Below are 17,343 nucleotides of genomic sequence, written 5' to 3' on the forward strand. Positions count from 1 at the left end.
TGTAGCGAAGCGCCCCAGCCTATAGCGAAGCGCCCCAGCGATATCCACCGAACGCGAGCGCGACACACACGACCAGCACGCCGAAGCCGTATGCGAGGGTGAGCCCATACCGCTTGTCGCGGATGAGCTGCACCGTTTCGTAGCTCGCCGTGCTGAAGGTCGTGTAACCGCCGAGGAATCCCGTTCCGATCACCGCGCCCACGTCCGTCGAGGCAATCCTGCTCACGATCAGGCCGGTGAGAAAGCCGAGGACGAGGGAACCGGTCATGTTGATGATTCCGGTGGGCCACGGGAACTTCGAGTTGATCTTGGAGTGGAGGAATCCGTCGAAGACGTACCGCGTCACGGCGCCAACGCCGCCGGCGAAAGCGAGTAACACGAACAACCAGAAGGTCATGACCGCTGCTGTCCGCTTGTGCCGCGCGCTTCGTGGATCTTCGCTGCCGAGGCGATGCCCGCGATGGTCGCGGCTGCGCCGACAATGACGGTCCCGAGTGCATACAGCAATGCCATGCCCCAGCGGGTGTGGTCGATCAGCACTGCGGTGTCTGTCGCGAGCGAACTGTACGTGGTGAAGCCGCCGCAGAATCCGGTGCCGAGCAGCAGTTTGAGCTGCGAGGTCCTGGTCGGTCCCGGCGCGGTACGTGTGAGCGCCTCGTACAGGTAGCCGAGCAGGAAGGCGCCCACCACGTTCACCACCGTGATCACCACGGGGACACCGTCAAGATCAGGAACTCCGAGAGAGAGTCCCTCGCGACATCCGGCACCGATGGCGCCGCCTACGAGGACCAGGCCGATGTTGGGTGCCTGCAGGTACGCGGGCCGGGTCGGCGCCGTCATCGGGTCTTCTCCTCGTGCGCGCCCGCCGGCACTACTTCGGTCTCCAGGACGAGCCACATGGTGTCCATTGGTTCAGGCTAGTCAAGCAAGTACTGTCACCGGGCCGGACTGGGTGAATTGATCCCGAACTCAACGGGCATATCGGGCATTTCGCGCGCTATTGCTGAAAGACGCGACTGGAGTGAGGATGGTTGGAGGTCACTCAATCCTGCGACCCCAGAGCATCGAGGGGATTGTGGCGGAACACTTTCCATGCGGTGCCGGTGATTGCGCCGAAACCCAACACGCTGGTGACGCCAGCTATACATCCGTAGGCCCAGGGGGAGAGGGTGGGAAAGGATATGCCCGGCAGCGCGATTGCGATCCCAGCCAGCGGCGGGTAGGCGATGATCGTCCCGGCGACCACTGCGACTGCGACTGCGACCAGGGCTTCCCAGCGAACCATCCCGCGGATCTGACCTGTTTGTGCACCGACCATACGGAACAGGGCGAACTCGCGGCGGCGCTCGGTGGTCATCAGAACCAATGTGTTGACCACCGCGATGGCAAGGAATCCGAGCAGGACGGACAGTGCGACAACATTCACCGTGTCTTGCGATCGCTGTTCCTGCCGGTTCGCGACGGCAAAACCGTTGCCGTCCATCACCGTGAGTCCGCCGATCGATTCGATGGCCGTCCGGGTCTCGTCGATCCGGTCTGCCGCTGCCGATACCACGATGTGGTCGACCAGTCCGGTGGTGGTGTGTTCGCGGACCTCCTGGTCTGGAAGTGCGATGTCACCGAAACCTAGTCCGCGACTGTAGGTCGCGATGACGGTGGGGGTGATGAGGGTGCCTTCGCCCAATCGGAGTGTCACGGTGTCGCCGACTCCGGCGCCCATGGTCGCAGCGGCGTCCTGGCTGAGTGCGACTGTCCCGGTGCGCAGTTCGGTCAGCGCACCGCTGTGGACGTCGAGGTCGAGGGTGGTGGCTACGTCGAGCGGATCGATCCCCAGGACGGGGTATGCCTCGGTGGTGGGATCGTCGGCCCTGTTCGCGGTGTGAAAGGCCAGGCTCCGGGTGACGGGATTGGCAGCATCGACGGAGTCGATCGCCGCGATCGTGCTGATGAGTGTCGGCTCGACACCGCCCGGCCCGGTTACAACCAGATCGGCCGTCATTCCTTGTTCGACCTGTTGTTGCGCCGCTGCGGTCAGCGTGCTCTGGCTTCCCAGTTGGACCGATCCGAAGGCGATCACCAAAGCCAAGGGTGTGATCGCCGTTGCGAGCCGACGTCCGTGAGCATTGAGATTGGCGGCGGCGAGGACCGCTGCGGCGGAGCGGCTGCGCCGCATGGGGCCACCGATGAGACGCAGCGCACCCGAGGCCAGTGTCGGTCCGAGAAGTGCCAGCGCGATGATGAACAGCAGCACCGATACGCCGGCGCCTGCGAGCGCATCGGGCCCGGGAACAACGAGCGGCAAGAATGCGGTCACCAAGCCGCCGAGGCCGATGAGAAGGCCGCCGGTGGTGCGGGTCCGACTGATCGCACCGGCCTCCACTGCCGACTCACGGAGTGCCTCGATCGGATCGAGGCGGGCCGGACGCCGCGCCGAGATTACGGCAGCAAGTCGGGCAGCGATCACCGCGGTGGCGATGCCGGCGAGGGCAGGAAGGGGGCTGATGGCCAGGCTGAAGTCGGCGGGAAGTATGCCCGCGCCGGCAAACTTGCTGCGGATGACCTGCGCCAGCAGATAACCGGGCATGACACCCAACACTGCCGCCGCGCAGGCGATGACCCACACCTCGGATCCGATGAGCTTGTGAATCTGGCGTGGCGTGGCGCCCATGGATCGCAGTAGGGCGAAGTCGCGACGACGTTGCGAAATGGACAGCGACACCGTGCTCGACACCACGAACACGGCGATCATCAGTGCCACGCCTGCCAGTGCAGCCGTCAGGGCGACCAGTTCGCCGCGAGCCGCCCCGATGTCAAGATATTCGGCGTCGGCGCGGGCGTCGCCGATGTAAGTGACGACATCGAGGTCACCGAGCTCGGCATGGACCCGTGAAGCCAGCGATGAGGAGTCGACACCGTCGTGACCGAGTAGACCGATGGCGGCCACTGTGCCCGGATGTGGCCAGAGTTGCTGCGCACGTGCATCTTCCAAGAAGATTGTGGCTGGACGGGTGGTGGTTTCGGGTGATGACGTGGCAGCGACACCCACCACGGTGTATTCGGTTCCGATGCCGCCATGCCGAAGCGTCACGCGGTCGCCGAGTCTTGTGCGGTCGGTTGTCACCACCTCGTCCGGAGCCGTGGGCGGTTGCCCGGCAGTCAAGGCGAACGGCGCCAAGATGGCCGAGGACCATCCGTGGGCATCGAACTGTCGGCCGCTGTCGTCGGTGAGCGGAATACTGACATCACCGACCGCGGAACGGACGTCAGGCATCCCCGCCAACTTGTCGACGGCAGACGCGGGCACCAGTGCGCGCTCGATGTAGGGCTGGTCGAAGTCTTCGCGTGTGTCGAGTGTTTGCGGTGCTCCCACGACGACATCGGCTCCGGCGAATCCATGTGGTGTGGCGCCGCCGCGAATACCCGATTCGAACAAGATCCCCAGAGCGCAGACGAGCAACGCGGCGCTGAACACCGTGATGAACACGGCCACAAACCCGTTGCGGTGGCGGCGGAGGTTGGCGCGGGCAAGACCACCCAAGTGCGTGTTCGGCATGGTCACCACTGCCCGAGGTCGGTCAGGCGCTGTGCGATGGCACTTTCCGTGGGTGCTTGTAGCTGACCCGCAAAACGTCCGTCGGCGAGGAACAACACGCGATCGGCTTGTGCGGCGGCGACGGGATCGTGGGTGACCATCACCACGGTCTGTCCGTGCTCGGTGCCGGCTCGACGCAGGAGGGTCAGGATCTGCTGACCGGTACGACCGTCCAGCGCGCCGGTCGGTTCGTCGGCGAACAACACGCGGGGGCGGCTGACCAGCGCGCGTGCGATGGCAACCCGCTGCTGCTGGCCGCCGGACAGTTCGCCAGGCCGTCGAAGCTGCATGCCGGCAAGGCCCACCGACTCCAGGACGTGTTCGAGTTGTGCGCGGTCGGCGGTTCGTCCGGCCAACAGCAAGGGCAGTGTCACATTTTGTTCCACGGTCAGCGCCGACATGAGGTTGTAGGCCTGGAACACGAACCCGACGTGGTCGCGTCGGAAGGTGGTCAGCCTGCGCGGCTTCAGTGCGCTGATCTTGGTATCGCCCAGCCACACTGCACCGCGGGTGGGCTGGTCGAGACCGGCGGCACAGTGCAGGAACGTGCTCTTACCCGAACCGGATGGGCCCATGATCGCGGTGAAACCGCCCACGGGCAGGGTGAGGTTCACCGCGTCCAGTGCGGTCACCTGAGTGCGGCCAGATCCGTAGGTCTTGGTCACGTCATCGAGTCGGATCGCCGTCTGGGGTGTCACGGCGGCCGATGGACGTAGCGGGGCGTATGAGGTCATGACAGCAACGTTATGAATCGGTGGTGGTGTGAACCATCCCGCTGCCTACCGGTCAAAGGTGTAGTGGGCTATACCGTCAACGACCGCGCCGTACGGCATCCTGGAGCGATGAGGCGAACCGGGCAAGCCGCACGTTGGTGGCGGGCATCTCGCTATCTGATGGTCGAAGGTGTGTCGGCGTTCGTGTCGTTGGCGCTGGTGATTGCCGGGTTGGTCATCGTTTCACTGATGATTCTGATTGTCGGGTGGCTGGTGGCCCCGACTTACCTGCGGCTGTTGCGACTCTGGGCGGGCCGGGCACGGCTGCGCACGGGGCGGTACACGGGAACTGTGGTCCCAGAGTGGTATCCACCCATTGATGAGGCCGCTGGATTCGGCGACGTGCGGAAGATGCTGTCGGCAGCTTCTACTCGCCGCGACCTTGCCTGGTTGGTCCTGCATGCTTTTGGAGCGCTGGTCACGGGGCTGGTTGCCGTGGTTTTGCCGCTGGCGGCGCTGGATTCGCTGTCGACTCCCTTTTACTGGTGGGCATTGCCGGCCGATAGTCCGGCAGGAAGTCCGTACCCGGTCACCTCGTGGGCACTGGCCGCCACGATGCCGTTGGTCGCGGCCGCGTATGGGTTGCTGACGTGGTGGCTCAATCCGATGTTGGCCCGAGGGGTCGCGGCAATAACGACAGCGTTGTTGGCACCTGGGCGTGAAACCGCACTCTCCGCGAGGGTGTCGGCCCTGACCGCCAGTCGGGCCGCTGCCCTCGATGCACACTCGGCCGAACTGCGGCGCATCGAGCGTGATCTGCACGACGGTGCGCAGAACAGGCTCGTCGGGGTCGTCATGATGTTGGGGCTCGCGGAGCGGTCACTGCGGGTCGACCCCGAACAGGCCCTCCCGCAATTACTTCGGGCCCAGGACGCCGCAACGGATGCGTTGTCGGAACTGCGAACACTCGTCCACGACATCTATCCACCGATCCTTGATGAGCTCGGCCTCGACGGTGCAGTGGCAGCACTGGCCGGCCGATGCTCGGTTACCTGCGTACTCGACGCCGGAAAACTGCACCGTGCACCCGCTGCCGTCGAGGCCGCGGCCTATTTTGTTGTGGCCGAGGCCTTGACCAACGTGGTGAAACACAGCGGTGCCGGCACGGTGCATCTGACCATCAGCACACGTAACGGTGTGGCGGGCAACAACTTGGTCATCGAAGTACTCGACGATGGGCGGGGCGGAGCCGACGAGACGTTGGGCAGTGGATTGCCGGGTATCCGTCGTCGCGTGGCAGCATTCGAGGGAACGATGACGCTCGACAGCCCGCCCGGCGGACCGACAAAACTCGAAGTGGAGCTGCCATGCGGATTTTGATCGCGGAAGACGACGCACTGCTGCGCGAGGGGCTTGCGCTCTTGCTGCGTAGTGTCGGCATCGAGGTGACCGCAGCGGTCGCTGATGCCGAACAGTTCCTGGACGCATTTGACGCCGACCCGCCTGACGGTGCGGTGCTGGACGTGCGTATGCCACCCACGTTCACCAACGAAGGACTCAAGGCCGCGATCGAGGCGCGCCGGAGGGTCCCGAACTTCCCGGTCCTTGTGCTCTCTGCCTACGTGGAAGACCGCTACGCCGGAGAACTTCTCTCCGGCAGTGCCTCCGGTGTGGGGTACCTGCTCAAGGAGCGGGTCGGCAAGGTCGAGGAGTTCGTCGACGCGCTGCACCGCGTGGTTGCGGGCGGAACTGTGATGGACCCAGAAGTGATCTCCCAGTTGATGAGTCGGCGCCGTGCCGATGACCCCATCCGATCGCTGACACCTCGTGAATCGGAAGTAATCCAATTGATGGCCGAAGGCCTCGGGAACGCCGCGATCGCGCGCAAACTCTTCGTCAGCGATACCGCGGTGAGCAAACATATCGGCAACATCTTCGCCAAATTGGGGCTGACGGCAACGGACACCGGACACCGGCGGGTGCTCGCGGTACTCGCACACCTGCGGTCGTAGCTCTGAAACCTGTCGAATAACACGGCGACGGTCGGTGTCGTAGGCTTGCGTTCGTGGGAATTTCTGATGGTGACCTGTTGCATTTGCGGCGTTGTGTTGAGTTGGCTCGCGAGGCCTTGGCTGACGGCGATGAACCTTTTGGCTCGGTGCTCGTCGACACTGCCGGGCGAGTGCTCTTCGAAGACCGCAATCGGGTCAAGGGCGGCAACAACACTCGGCATCCCGAACTTGCGATCGCGTTGTGGGCGGTCGACAACATGGACCAGGGGATGCGCGCAAGCGCCACTGTCTACACCTCCGGCGAACACTGTCCGATGTGTGCTGCCGCGCATGCCTGGGTGGGGCTGGGGCGGATCGTCTATGCGGTGTCGTCGGCCCAGTTTTCGTCGTGGCTGCAGGAGTGGAATGCCCCAACGTCGCCGGTGGCGGGCCTTTCGATCAACACCGTCGCACCGGCGCTGCCTGTGGACGGTCCCGCCGCCGAGTTCGAGGAAGAGATGAAAGCGTTGTACTCGAAGAAGTTTGGCTCCGTGTCCTGATCTGAGGACGGGACCTCAGGTCGCTTTCGTTCGGCGGCGGCCTTTGGTTGCCTCGATCGGGTCGATGCTTCCACCTGACCACTTGGCAGCCATGGCCAGACTCGCTTCTCGGCCCGAATGCACATGGTGGAAGGCTGATTCGCCGGCGCGATCTGGATCGTTGGCGGCGATGGCCGCGAGCAACTCTTCGTGCTCCTGGCATTGGCGGCCGGGATCGCGGTCCTTGGTGAGATGAAACAGCCACTGCGTCCGGGCTTCGAGTGGGCGCAACAATGATTCGAGAAGCGGGTTGGCGGCCAGGTCGACGATCATCTGATGAAACTTGGCATTTGCTGCGGCGATCGCGGGGCGGTCTTTTTTCTCGGTGGCTTCGCGGGCTGCCTCGAGTTGCTCGGACAGCCGTTTCAGGCCGGCGCCGTCGGCGCGTTCGGCGGCGAGCCGGGCGGCCAACACCTCGAGACTCTCGCGCACATCGAAGAGATCGCGAACATCATTCTCGTTGAACGGTGACACGATGGCACCCTGTCGGGGGACCACGACCACCAGCCCGTCCTGCTGCAGTAACTGCAGTGCCTCGCGCAGCGGAATCCGCGAGACGTCGAGCTCTGCGGCGAGGTCGCGCTCGACCAATCGGGACCCTGGCGCCAATCGCAAGTCGACGATCTGTTGCCGGATCGCCTCATACGCATGCTCGCGCAGAGGTTTTCGATCGACAGTTGAGCGCAGCGGCTCTTCGGCCACAGGCATGGTGCACCGGATCCCTTCTGGGAATTGATCAGTTGCGACAAGTCTAGACGCCACCGAGTTAACGGTATACCGATAACTAACCGGACTGTAATCGAATGGAAACACAGCGCGCGCACCCTTCTCGCTAACGGTATACCGCTAAGCGGCGGTCCGATCCCCAAGGAGAAGCGATGAAGATTCGATCCACCTCAGTCCGTGTGCCCATGGCGTTGCTGGCTGCGGGAGCCCTTGCGGTAGGGATGTCCGCCTGTGGCACGTCAGGCGCCGACTCCAACGACGGACGTCTGTCAGTGGGTGTCTTCTTCCCGGGTTCGATCACCGATACCGGATTCATGGAGTCGGGATACCTCGGTTATCAACGTATCGAGAAGTCGATGGGCAACCAGGTTGACCTCAGTTACGTCGAGCAGGTCGCACCGGCCGACTACCAGCAGGCGCTGCAGCGCTTCGCATCTGAGAATGAACTGGTGATCTCGGTCGGCGGGCAGACAGATGCCGACGTCCGAAAGGTGGCGCCGCAGTTCCCGGATGTGAAGTTCGTCGAGATCGGCGGACCCTCCGATGCCGAACCGATGGACAACCTCGCATATTACGACCCCCAGCAGGCAGAAGCCGAGTTCCTGTCCGGGGCCGTGGCCGCCGCGTCATCGTCGACCGGAACCGTCGGGTTCGTCGGCGGTGTGGAACTCCCGGCCATCGTCAACGCCGCAGCTGCATTCTCGAACGGTGCCGCGTTCGTCCGTCCCGGAGTCAAAGTTCTTGGCCCACAGTACGTCGGTGACTTCAATGATCCCGCAAAAGCCAAGCAGGCCGCCGGAACCGGCTACGCCGGGGGCGCGAACGTCCTCGGACAGATCGTCAACCTAGGCAAACAGGGTATCGAGCAAGCCGCCCGCGAATCGGGAAACCGTATGGTCGGCGGGCCGATCCCCGGCGACTGCGCCAACACCGTATTCGCCGGCTTCGTCCGCACCGACATCGGCACTGAGATCGAATACGCCGTCACCTCGACAATCGATGAGACCTGGACGGCAGCGCAGGTACCCTTCGGACTGACCACCGACAAAGGTGGTAGCGACTTCATCCTGTGCTCTGACGAACCTGCCGTCACCAAAGCCCTGGCCGATGCCAAGGCGGCGCTGACGTCCGGCGCCGTCGAGGCGTACTGAAACCGGCCGCGGTGATGACAACAGCAACCACCCCGTTGTTGACGCTCAACGGAATCAGCAAGTCCTACGGCAGCGTTCGCGCACTCAGCGAGGTCAGCATGACCGTTGAGCGCGGGTCGGTGCACTGCATCCTCGGTGAGAACGGTGCCGGAAAATCCACCCTCTGCAACGTCGTCTACGGAACGGTCCCGGCAGACCGGGGAAGCATGACCATCAGCGGCGAACCGTACAGTCCGCGGACTCCCTCGGCAGCGCTGAACTCCGGTGTGGCGATGGTGCACCAGCACTTTTCACTCATCCCGACCATGACAGTCGGAGACAACCTACTACTCGGACGGGCCGGCTTCCGTCCACCCCGAGGCGATGTCAAGCGAGGCCTGGACCGAATCGCCGATACCTACGGATTGACCGTAGACCAAAGCGCCCGGATCAGGGATCTGCCCATCGGCGCTCGGCAACGGGTCGAGATCGTCAAAGCTCTGCTGCGCGAACCCGATCTGATCCTTCTCGACGAACCGACTGCAGTCCTCGATCCGGCCGAAATCGATTCACTGATCAGAACATGCAGCGCCCTTGCCGCCGATGGTAGGTCCGTCGTTCTCATCACCCACAAGCTCGGTGAGGTCAGTCGCGCCGCCGATTCGGCGACCGTGCTGCGGGGCGGGAGGGTTGCGGGAGGCGGACGGCTCTCACACACACCACTGAACTCCTTACTCGAACTGATGCTCGGCGGTGTGAATCCGATTGAATCCACCCAACTGCCGGTACCACGGCCGGTCGATGACATCGCGTGCTTGGAGATCAAGGGCGTCAACCTATCCCGGGCGGATGGCAGCGTCGCGCTCTCTGAGGTCAACTTGACCGTGCGGCCCGGTGAAATCGTCGGCATTGCGGGAGTCGAGGGCAACGGCCAATCGGAGCTGGCCGCCATCCTGTCCGGGTCCACCAGGGCCGACAGCGGATCGGTACACGTCGATGGCGCTGACATCACCTCGCACACACCCGCCCAACGCACCGCTGCGGGCGTGGGTGTCATCCCGGAAGACCGTCACGCCGAGGGGGTCATCTCCGCACTGTCGATCGCCGAGAACATGGCACTGAGCAGACTCGCCGATTACCGACGCTGGGGACTGCTGGACCGTCGCCGCATGAAAACCGAGGCAGCATCGGCGATCAGCGACTACTCGATCCGTGCGAACGGCCCCGACACCACGATCGGTTCGCTGTCGGGCGGCAACCAACAGAAGGTCGTGCTGGCCCGCGAGCTGTCGACACCAGGCCTACGGGTTGTGGTCGCCGCCCAGCCCACTCGCGGACTCGACGTCGGTGCCGTCGCGTTCATCCTCGACCGATTGCGGCAGGCTGCGGCCTCGGGAGCAGCGGTCCTGGTGATCTCCAGTGAGATCGACGAGCTCGTCGCCTTGTGCTCGCGCATCGTAGTCGCCTACCGGGGCACGATCCGCGGATCTGTCGAGCCCGACTCAGCCACGGCCACACAACAAATCGGTGAACTCATGATGGGAGTGAGCACATGACCGCATCGAGCTACCTTCGCCGCGCGACGCCGCGGCGCGACTGGCTCCACAGCCCTCTGGTCGTCGCTGCCGGGGCGCTGGTGGTCGCGGCCGTTGTCGGTCTTGCCTTGGCCGCGGGTGCCGGAGCCGGGCCCGGTGAGGTGATCGACGCACTCATCGAAGGCACCCTCGGTTCGCCCTTTGCGATTGGGACATCGCTGAACAACGCCGCCATCATCATGTTTGTCGCTGCGGGCTTCACCGTCGCCTACCGTGCCGGACTGGTCAACGTCGGTGGTGAAGGCCAGATGTGCCTGGGCGGCATTGCGGCCACCGCCGTCGGTGTGAATGTTCCCGATGCCATGCCGATCTGGCTGGGAATCACCTGTGCATTGGTGGCCGCCATCCTGGCAGGCGGTTGTTGGGCGGCCATAGCGGCGTGGCTGTACGTGCGCCGCGGAACCAGTGAAATCATCACCACCCTGCTACTGAACTTTGTCGGCCTGGCACTGGTGGTCCTGATGGTGCAGGAGCCGGCGTTGCTCCGGCAGCCGGTGACGTCCTCGGAAACACTCCCGCAATCGGAGTCGCTGAGCGACGCCAGTCATCTGCCACTACTGGGACTGGCGAAGTCTCCGGCGACCATCGCCATCGTGCTAGCCCTCATCGCGATCACCGCCGTCGGTGTCCTGTTGCGACATAGTTCGATCGGTTTGAGGTTGCGGTCGGTGGGGCTTTCGCCCAGTGCCTCGGCCCGTCTTGGCATCCCCGTCGACCGGGTCCGTTTGCTCGGACTCGTAACCGCAGGCGGATTCTCCGGACTCGCCGGTGGAATCCTCGTCGCCTCGGCCCCCTTCGTGCTGGCCGAAGGCTTCTCCTCCGGATTCGGCTTCACCGGACTGGTTGTGGGCCTGTTGGCCCGCGGTTCGATGACAGCGGTTGCCGCGGTCTCGCTGTTTCTCGGCTTCCTGGTCGCAGGCGGCATCAATCTGCAACTTGCGGCGGGTGTCCCGTCGTCCACCGTCACCGTGGTCCAAAGTGTCCTGATCGTCCTGATCGCCGGCGCCGCGTTGTGGACCACAACGTCCCGATCGAAACCATCGCCCGACACCCAACCGGTCCACAACACCGAAGCCACTGAAACGGCATCCCTATGAACATTGACATGCTCACTCAGGTCTTCACCAGCGGAGTGGCCTTCGCGATCCTGCTCGTCGTCGCCGCCACCGGCGAGTCCATCAGTGAACGCGCCGGGGTGCTCAATCTCAGCATGGAAGGAATGATGCTGACCGGGGCCTTTGCCAGCGTATTGGCCTCGGCCACCACCAAATCTGCAGTTCTCGGCGTCATTGCAGGTGTGCTGGCAACCATGGTCTTCGGTGCGGTTCAGGCACTGCTCAGCGTCCGGTTCCGGGCCGACCAGATCGTTGTCGGCATCGCCAGCAACGCATTGGCACTCGGCCTGACGACCTACGGCGCCCGGATCCTGCTCGATGACGGCAAAGGGCAAGGCGTGCCCGGTTTCTCCGGCCTCACCATCCCGGTCCTGACCGACATACCCATCGTCGGTCCTGCCCTGTTCGGCCAATCTCTGCTCGGATATCTCTGCGTGGCAGTTGTCGTCGGAGTGGCGCTGGTCTTCTCAGGTCAAACCATGGCCGGAGTGCGGGTCGATGCAGTCGGCGAGGATGCCACCTCGGCCGGATGGACGGGATTGTCCGTCAACAAGATCCGTTCCCTCTGCGTTCTGCTCGCATCGGCAACCGGAGGCCTCGCGGGATCTCAACTGGCGCTGTCCGAAGTGCAGTCGTTCAGCGAGAACATGACTGCAGGACTCGGCTACCTCGCTGTGGTCGCAGTCATCGCCGGACGCTGGAAGGTACTCGGGATCGTCTGGGCGTGCTTGTTCTTCGGCATCGCCCGATCTCTGCAATTCGCTCTGCCCGCCGTCGGGGTCGACATCCCGTTTGCCGTGCTCGTGATGCTGCCCTACCTCATCGCCATCGTTGCGATCAGCGGCGTCGTCGGTGGCCGTCGAGCCCCGTCCTGCCTCACGGTTCCGTACGCCGGCCGTTCGTAGATCCCATTCACTCTGCCTGGAAGGCACCCGATGACCCTCATCCTCACCCACTCCGACATCGATGCACTGATCGACCGCGCCGCGATCTACCACGCCATCGAACAAGCGCACGCCGACCTGACCACCGGAGCCGCGACCAACCCGGCACCGGCTCAACTGCCGCTACCCGATCAGGGCAATGCCATCCCGATGGTTGCATCGTCAAAACCGTCGCGTGCCAGTGTTGTCAAGATGCTCTCGGACATGCCGGGCAACGGCGATCGCGGATTGCCCAGCCAGCGGTCGACCATTTTGCTGATGTCCTCGCAGACCGGTGAATGTGAAGCAGTACTCGACGGCCGGCTCATCACCGCCATCCGCACTGCTGCCGCCAGTGCCGTGGCAACTGCACACCTTGCGCCCCAACACAGTTCAATCCTTGGGCTGATCGGCGCCGGAACTCTCGCTGTTGAACACGTCCGCGCGATCTGCCGCATCAGGCAGATTGAAAAGGTGCTCGTGTGGTCACGGTCCACAGCAACACTCGACCGGTTTCGCGATCGGACGGCTGATCTGAACCTCAAGATCGAATACGCAGAATCACCGCGACACATCTTGTCCGCGGCTGACATCGTCTGCACACTCACGCCATCACGCGACCCGATCGTCGAAGGTGCATGGTTCCGGCCCGGACTTCACCTCAACGCCGTCGGAGCACCCCCACGTGCTGACCATCGTGAGATCGACGGTCGCGGGATGGGCAGCTGCCGCCTGGTCGTCGACAGCACGTCCACTGCCCTGAGTAAATCGGGAGATGTGTTGCTGGCCATCGCCGAAGGGCACCTGGACACCGGCGACGTCAACGTCGAACTCGGAGACGTGATCGTGCGGCCCGAACTCGGCCGCCGCACCGACGACGAGATCACCCTCTTCAATTCGGTCGGAATCGGCCTGCAAGATCTCGTCAGCGCCAGGGCGATCGTGGATGCGGCAACCGGACAGGGTTTCGGATCGACTGTGCGCTTGGGAGTCTGAGGGTAGAGGCCGGCATTTACCGCTATTCGAATACGAGAACGGACTCGGAGTGTTGAGCCAGGGTGGGCTGACCACGTCCGAGATCGAAGAAGATGTCGTCGCATTATTGGCCGACCTGTAGACCCTGGTCGCCGCAACCCAGCTGCGGGAGTTTGTACCCGAGGGCTCAGCCGGCGTCGACCCGCGCCAAGAAATCAAGGATCGCTGTCGACAGAGATTCTGGTCCCTCCAGGGCGGCGTAGTGGCCTACACCTTCGAGTTGCACGGTCTCGATGGTTCCCGCCGCGATGTGGCGGACGGTATCCGCGGTGAACGATCCGCCGCCGGCGCCGATCGCCAAGGCGGGCAATGTCAGTGGGTTGGTGGTGGCCAGTTGCTGGAGGCCGTCGCCTTCGATGAGCATCGACTGATAGAGGCCGGCCGCGCCACGCCAGCCGTTCGGGCGGGAGTACGTGCGAACGAACTCGTCGATGTCGGTAGCGGTGATCGACCCCGGATCCGCGCTCATCGCCGGGAATGCCCAGTCTTCCAAGAACTCCCGTTCGCGCCCGGCGAGCAGCATCTCGGGGATGCCGGGCGCGGCCAGGACGCCGATATGCCAGGTGCCTCCATGGGTGATATCACCCAACTGTTCGAGGCCAAAGCCGGCGAGGCCCATCTCGATCGCGGTCAAGCTGCGAATGTCGTCTGGATGCATAGCGGCAAGACGGAAGACGGTGGCTCCACTGATGTCCTGGCCCGTGATGTGTACGGGTCCCATCCCCAGCTGCTCGATGAGTTGGTGCAGGTCTTCAGCTGAGGTTGAACTGTCGTAATCACCCTCGTCGTTGCTCGAGTCGCCGAACCCGCGTAAGTCGACGGCGATGACGCGGTGCTTCGCGGCAAGGAGTGGGATGACCTTGTGAAACGCCCACCAGGTCTCGGGAAAGCCGTGGACCAACAGGATTGGGGACCCGGCGGTGCCTGCGGATACGTAGTGGATCGTCGCGCCGTTCACCTGCGCGTTGTGATGGGTGATCCCGGGAGCGGATGGGCTCGGGGCCGTGGGTTGCATCATTTGTTTCTTTCGGTCGACAACCAGGTTGTCTTTCACAATAGGCAACCTGGTTGTCTTTGTCCAGGTGTTGTCTCTAACCTGTATGTATGTCGCGATCTGGCGCCGATCTCGCGCTCCTTCTCCTGGGTGGCTACCGCACACTGGTGGACGCTGCGATGGTCGACCTCGCCGAGCGCGGATACGACGATTTTCGTCCCGCCCACGACTTCGCGATCCGAGCCATCGCGGCGGGCGCGGACAGTGCCTCGGATCTGGGCCGCCGCATGTCGGTGTCGAAACAGGCCGCAGCGAAGACGATTTCGGTTCTCATCGACCGTGGTTACGTGTCGCGAGATGCCGATCCCGAAGATGCCCGTCGCAAACGACTGGAGGTCACGCCACGCGGGTTCGAGGTCCTGCGACAGGGGGAGGCCGTGTTCGACGAGCTGCGCGAAAAGTTTGAACAACAGATCGGCGCTGCAGAACTGGCGAGACTCGAGGCCTCGCTGACAGCCCTCGTCGGGGATAAAGCGATACGCATCGACGCGCCCGGCTGGACCCCTCAGTAAACCTGGATCGGTGAGACCTCGGTGAGTGCCGCACCCGCCCAGCGTCTTTAGGGCTCGATCACTTCGAGTCGATTCGGCCCGGCGTCGTCGGGTTCTGCTGGTACTCGGCCTTTGCCTGTGCCCAGCTCGAATCGTCGGGATAGAGGGCGCTGCGCAGGAATGCCCAGGTCAACCGTTGCAGTGTTGCCACGCGAGCAGGGTCTTCGTCGGTGGTTTCCGCGGCCTCGTATCCGGGGATGCCTCCGAGTGAATGTTCAGCCCCGAAGAGGGTGATCAGCGATTGGGCACCTGGACTGAGCCAGTAGGGATCGGCCGACCAATCCGCCCCACGCGTGGACAAAACGCTGACATCCGCATCTCCAGCGACGACCAGGGTCGGCTTGGTCACGTGATCGAAACTGGCATTGAGCCAAGGCATTTGCGCGGCGTATTCGGGACGGAGGTCGGTTCCGCCGCGACCTGCGGTCGCGATGAGTACGCCGGCCTTGACCCGCGGATCGGACATGTCGGGGCCTTGCTGGGTTTCCGCATCGAGAACACGCAAGCCCATCAGACTGCCGGTGGTCTGGCCGCCGAATGAATGTCCGGCTGCGGCGATCCGGGTGTCATCGAGGCGTCCATCCAGGCCTGGGACCGCAGCCTCAACAATCTGGAGGTTGTCGAGGATGCGCTTCATGTCCTCGATCCGGTACTGCCACAACCGGCTTTGCCGCGGGTCGGCCGGTCCGAGTCCGACCATTCGAGAGTCCAGGTGCGTCGGTTGGATCACGACAAAGCCGTGAGCTGCCCAGAAGTCGGCCAGGGGGCCATACGCCCTCATCGACGATCCGAAGCCGTGGGAGAACAAGATGATGGGCAGATCGCCGCCGATGACCGGAGCCGAGATGCGTAACTGCAGGTCTGCACCGCGTTCTGGGGCCGGCAGCTCTATCGGACTCACTGACACAACAGGTGTCGGATGGGTGAGACCGTTGTCTACAACTGCCTGGTCTGCGTTGTTCATCGAATTCCTCTCGCGGGTCGGCGGTGGTGGCCGATCGCTGTGCCATGATTACCTGTACGTTCGTTCTAATAACAATTACTAGAACGATCGTCCTATGAAGTCAAGTCGGGATGGGTACGGAGGACACCATGGTCGGGCGACCGGTTGACCACCAACGGCGAGCGAAACTTCTTGACGCGGCGGTGGATTATGCCGCCGATCAGGGTTTCGCTGATCTGTCATGGCGGCCCATGGCGGCGGCCCTCGGGGTGTCGACCACGACGTTGGTGCACCACTTCGGAACCAAAGAGCACCTACTCGAGGCCATCCTCGGGCGGCTGCGCGAACGCGTTGTCGCGGCCACCGGTGAGCTGTCCGGTGAGCAGCCGGACTTCGCCACCGCGGCGCGCGCGGTGTGGACATGGAGCTCGGATCGGCGTCAGTGGGCGACGTTTCGACTGTTCTTTGCCGTCTATGGCAGTGCCCTGCAGGCACCGGAGCCCTATGCGGAATTCCTGCAGCAGGTGGGCACCGACTGGATGGCGACCCTGTGTGAAGCCCAGGGGCCGGGTACCGAGCCGGCCACGGCAAACCGGATGGCCACGTTGGTGATTGCCACGATTCGTGGGTTGCTTCTCGACCTTCTCGCGAGTGGCGATCAAACACGCGTGCAGGACGCCGCTGAGCACTTTCTCGCCGGGCTGGAGTGACCGACAACGCCTCACGTTGTTGTGACGAAACCGGATTCGTAGGCCACGATGACGGCTTGTGTCCGGTCCCGGACCCCGAGCTTTGCCAGCACCGCGCTGACATGAGATTTGACGGTTTCGGCGCCGACGAACATGTGCGTGGCGATTTCCGCATTCGACAGGCCGCGGGTCATCAACCGCAGCACCGTCGACTCGCGTTCGGTGAGGGCGGCGTGTTCGAGTTGATCGCGGGCGGGAGTGTTTCCGTGGCCTGCGGCCAGCGTCCGAACGGTGGCGGGGTAGAGCAGTGAATCTCCCTCCGCGACAGTGCGGACGGCATTGACGATCTCGGCGGGACGGGCACGTTTGAGCAGGAAACCGTCTGCGCCGGCCCGCAATGCCCGGTAGACGTACTCGTCGTTCTCGAAGGTTGTCACGATCAGGATCTTCGGCGGCGTCGGCACTGCGCGCAGGATTGCGCGCGTCGTGTCGATCCCATCCATCAGCGGCATCCGCACATCCATGGCGATCACCGTCGGCTGCAACTGCCGCAGCAGCGGGATGACGGCGGCCCCGTCAGCGGCTTCGCCGACAACCTCGATATCCGGTTGCGCATCGAGGATCGCTCGCAGACCCGCACGGGCGAGGGGTTCGTCGTCGACCAGGAGCACAGTGATCGGCACCGGC

Annotated in this window: 18 protein-coding genes; 10 read left to right on the plus strand and 8 right to left on the minus strand. The window is 63.8% G+C overall.

Features of this window, described 5'->3' with window-relative positions:
- Positions 1-19 precede the first annotated feature (19 nt).
- The 4 genes from AC1D75_RS13305 to AC1D75_RS13320 form a co-directional block, all read right to left on the minus strand.
- Entirely contained in the window at positions 20-397 is a 378-nt protein-coding gene (locus tag AC1D75_RS13305) for a fluoride efflux transporter FluC (protein ID WP_495515659.1), read from the minus strand.
- Complete coding sequence (locus tag AC1D75_RS13310) at positions 394-840, minus strand: fluoride efflux transporter FluC (protein WP_495515660.1); 447 nt, start codon at positions 838-840, stop codon at positions 394-396. Before AC1D75_RS13310 ends, AC1D75_RS13305 begins: the two co-directional genes overlap by 4 nt.
- Before the next feature lie 202 nt (positions 841-1,042).
- On the minus strand, positions 1,043-3,553 hold the full coding sequence (locus AC1D75_RS13315; protein WP_495515661.1) for an ABC transporter permease: 2,511 nt from the start codon (positions 3,551-3,553) through the stop codon (positions 1,043-1,045).
- Positions 3,554-3,555: 2 nt separating this feature from the next.
- Positions 3,556-4,326 (minus strand): ABC transporter ATP-binding protein, encoded by a 771-nt coding sequence (locus AC1D75_RS13320; RefSeq protein ID WP_495515662.1) that lies wholly within the window; start codon positions 4,324-4,326, stop codon positions 3,556-3,558.
- Positions 4,327-4,434: 108 nt separating this feature from the next.
- On the opposite strand from AC1D75_RS13320, the gene AC1D75_RS13325 reads away from it, so the two are divergent.
- The 3 genes from AC1D75_RS13325 to AC1D75_RS13335 are packed head-to-tail and all read left to right on the plus strand — an operon-like array spanning position 4,435 to position 6,856.
- Entirely contained in the window at positions 4,435-5,685 is a 1,251-nt protein-coding gene (locus AC1D75_RS13325; RefSeq protein ID WP_495515663.1) for a sensor histidine kinase, read from the plus strand.
- Positions 5,673-6,317, plus strand: coding sequence for a LuxR C-terminal-related transcriptional regulator (locus AC1D75_RS13330; RefSeq protein WP_495515664.1), 645 nt, complete (start codon positions 5,673-5,675; stop codon positions 6,315-6,317). The genes AC1D75_RS13325 and AC1D75_RS13330 overlap by 13 nt, the downstream gene beginning before the upstream one ends.
- Before the next feature lie 53 nt (positions 6,318-6,370).
- Complete coding sequence (locus AC1D75_RS13335; RefSeq protein ID WP_495515665.1) at positions 6,371-6,856, plus strand: nucleoside deaminase; 486 nt, start codon at positions 6,371-6,373, stop codon at positions 6,854-6,856.
- Positions 6,857-6,871: 15 nt separating this feature from the next.
- On the opposite strand, the gene AC1D75_RS13340 is transcribed toward AC1D75_RS13335, so the two are convergent.
- Positions 6,872-7,603 carry a GntR family transcriptional regulator gene (locus AC1D75_RS13340; protein ID WP_495515666.1) on the minus strand — a complete coding sequence of 244 codons (732 nt, stop codon included), beginning with the start codon at positions 7,601-7,603 and terminating at the stop codon, positions 6,872-6,874.
- Positions 7,604-7,773: 170 nt separating this feature from the next.
- Between AC1D75_RS13340 and AC1D75_RS13345 the strand changes: the two genes are divergently transcribed.
- Genes AC1D75_RS13345 through AC1D75_RS13365 form a run of 5 tightly spaced genes read left to right on the plus strand, consistent with a single transcriptional unit; the run spans position 7,774 to position 13,380 of the window.
- Positions 7,774-8,772 carry a BMP family ABC transporter substrate-binding protein gene (locus AC1D75_RS13345; RefSeq protein ID WP_495515667.1) on the plus strand — a complete coding sequence of 333 codons (999 nt, stop codon included), beginning with the start codon at positions 7,774-7,776 and terminating at the stop codon, positions 8,770-8,772.
- 14 nt (positions 8,773-8,786) lie between these two features.
- Positions 8,787-10,307: an ABC transporter ATP-binding protein gene (locus tag AC1D75_RS13350; protein ID WP_495515668.1), complete on the plus strand. Its 1,521-nt coding sequence runs from the start codon at positions 8,787-8,789 to the stop codon at positions 10,305-10,307.
- Positions 10,304-11,443, plus strand: coding sequence for an ABC transporter permease (locus AC1D75_RS13355; RefSeq protein ID WP_495515669.1), 1,140 nt, complete (start codon positions 10,304-10,306; stop codon positions 11,441-11,443). The genes AC1D75_RS13350 and AC1D75_RS13355 overlap by 4 nt, the downstream gene beginning before the upstream one ends.
- Positions 11,440-12,366, plus strand: a complete 927-nt coding sequence (locus AC1D75_RS13360) for an ABC transporter permease (protein ID WP_495515670.1) — start codon at positions 11,440-11,442, stop codon at positions 12,364-12,366. The genes AC1D75_RS13355 and AC1D75_RS13360 overlap by 4 nt, the downstream gene beginning before the upstream one ends.
- A gap of 30 nt (positions 12,367-12,396) precedes the next feature.
- On the plus strand, positions 12,397-13,380 hold the full coding sequence (locus tag AC1D75_RS13365) for an ornithine cyclodeaminase family protein (protein WP_495515671.1): 984 nt from the start codon (positions 12,397-12,399) through the stop codon (positions 13,378-13,380).
- A 166-nt stretch (positions 13,381-13,546) separates the two neighbouring features.
- Here the strand turns inward: AC1D75_RS13365 and AC1D75_RS13370 are convergent, their stop codons facing one another.
- Positions 13,547-14,437: an alpha/beta fold hydrolase gene (locus AC1D75_RS13370; protein WP_495515672.1), complete on the minus strand. Its 891-nt coding sequence runs from the start codon at positions 14,435-14,437 to the stop codon at positions 13,547-13,549.
- An 86-nt stretch (positions 14,438-14,523) separates the two neighbouring features.
- Here AC1D75_RS13370 and AC1D75_RS13375 point away from each other — a divergent pair, with 86 nt between their 5' ends.
- Positions 14,524-14,985, plus strand: a complete 462-nt coding sequence (locus tag AC1D75_RS13375) for a MarR family winged helix-turn-helix transcriptional regulator (protein ID WP_495515673.1) — start codon at positions 14,524-14,526, stop codon at positions 14,983-14,985.
- A 58-nt stretch (positions 14,986-15,043) separates the two neighbouring features.
- Here AC1D75_RS13375 and AC1D75_RS13380 read toward each other — a convergent pair whose 3' ends face one another.
- Positions 15,044-15,988, minus strand: coding sequence for an alpha/beta hydrolase family protein (locus tag AC1D75_RS13380; RefSeq protein WP_495515674.1), 945 nt, complete (start codon positions 15,986-15,988; stop codon positions 15,044-15,046).
- 128 nt (positions 15,989-16,116) lie between these two features.
- Between AC1D75_RS13380 and AC1D75_RS13385 the strand changes: the two genes are divergently transcribed.
- Positions 16,117-16,677 carry a TetR/AcrR family transcriptional regulator gene (locus tag AC1D75_RS13385; protein WP_495515675.1) on the plus strand — a complete coding sequence of 187 codons (561 nt, stop codon included), beginning with the start codon at positions 16,117-16,119 and terminating at the stop codon, positions 16,675-16,677.
- Between the two features lie 11 nt (positions 16,678-16,688).
- Here AC1D75_RS13385 and AC1D75_RS13390 read toward each other — a convergent pair whose 3' ends face one another.
- Positions 16,689-17,339, minus strand: coding sequence for a response regulator transcription factor (locus AC1D75_RS13390; RefSeq protein ID WP_495515676.1), 651 nt, complete (start codon positions 17,337-17,339; stop codon positions 16,689-16,691).
- Positions 17,340-17,343 lie beyond the last annotated feature (4 nt).

The sequence above is a fragment of the Williamsia sp. Y712 genome (genome assembly GCF_059445525.1).

Coding starts and splice junctions, on each gene's coding strand:
- AC1D75_RS13350 (WP_495515668.1), top strand. CDS start 8,787: ATGACAACAGCAACCACCCCGTTGTTGACGCTCAACGGAATCAGCAAG.
- AC1D75_RS13345 (WP_495515667.1), top strand. CDS start 7,774: ATGAAGATTCGATCCACCTCAGTCCGTGTGCCCATGGCGTTGCTGGCT.
- AC1D75_RS13340 (WP_495515666.1), bottom strand. CDS start 7,603: ATGCCTGTGGCCGAAGAGCCGCTGCGCTCAACTGTCGATCGAAAACCT.
- AC1D75_RS13305 (WP_495515659.1), bottom strand. CDS start 397: ATGACCTTCTGGTTGTTCGTGTTACTCGCTTTCGCCGGCGGCGTTGGC.
- AC1D75_RS13365 (WP_495515671.1), top strand. CDS start 12,397: ATGACCCTCATCCTCACCCACTCCGACATCGATGCACTGATCGACCGC.
- AC1D75_RS13310 (WP_495515660.1), bottom strand. CDS start 840: ATGACGGCGCCGACCCGGCCCGCGTACCTGCAGGCACCCAACATCGGC.
- AC1D75_RS13375 (WP_495515673.1), top strand. CDS start 14,524: ATGTCGCGATCTGGCGCCGATCTCGCGCTCCTTCTCCTGGGTGGCTAC.
- AC1D75_RS13315 (WP_495515661.1), bottom strand. CDS start 3,553: ATGCCGAACACGCACTTGGGTGGTCTTGCCCGCGCCAACCTCCGCCGC.
- AC1D75_RS13380 (WP_495515674.1), bottom strand. CDS start 15,988: ATGAACAACGCAGACCAGGCAGTTGTAGACAACGGTCTCACCCATCCG.
- AC1D75_RS13330 (WP_495515664.1), top strand. CDS start 5,673: ATGCGGATTTTGATCGCGGAAGACGACGCACTGCTGCGCGAGGGGCTT.
- AC1D75_RS13320 (WP_495515662.1), bottom strand. CDS start 4,326: ATGACCTCATACGCCCCGCTACGTCCATCGGCCGCCGTGACACCCCAG.
- AC1D75_RS13385 (WP_495515675.1), top strand. CDS start 16,117: ATGGTCGGGCGACCGGTTGACCACCAACGGCGAGCGAAACTTCTTGAC.
- AC1D75_RS13355 (WP_495515669.1), top strand. CDS start 10,304: ATGACCGCATCGAGCTACCTTCGCCGCGCGACGCCGCGGCGCGACTGG.
- AC1D75_RS13370 (WP_495515672.1), bottom strand. CDS start 14,437: ATGATGCAACCCACGGCCCCGAGCCCATCCGCTCCCGGGATCACCCAT.
- AC1D75_RS13325 (WP_495515663.1), top strand. CDS start 4,435: ATGAGGCGAACCGGGCAAGCCGCACGTTGGTGGCGGGCATCTCGCTAT.
- AC1D75_RS13360 (WP_495515670.1), top strand. CDS start 11,440: ATGAACATTGACATGCTCACTCAGGTCTTCACCAGCGGAGTGGCCTTC.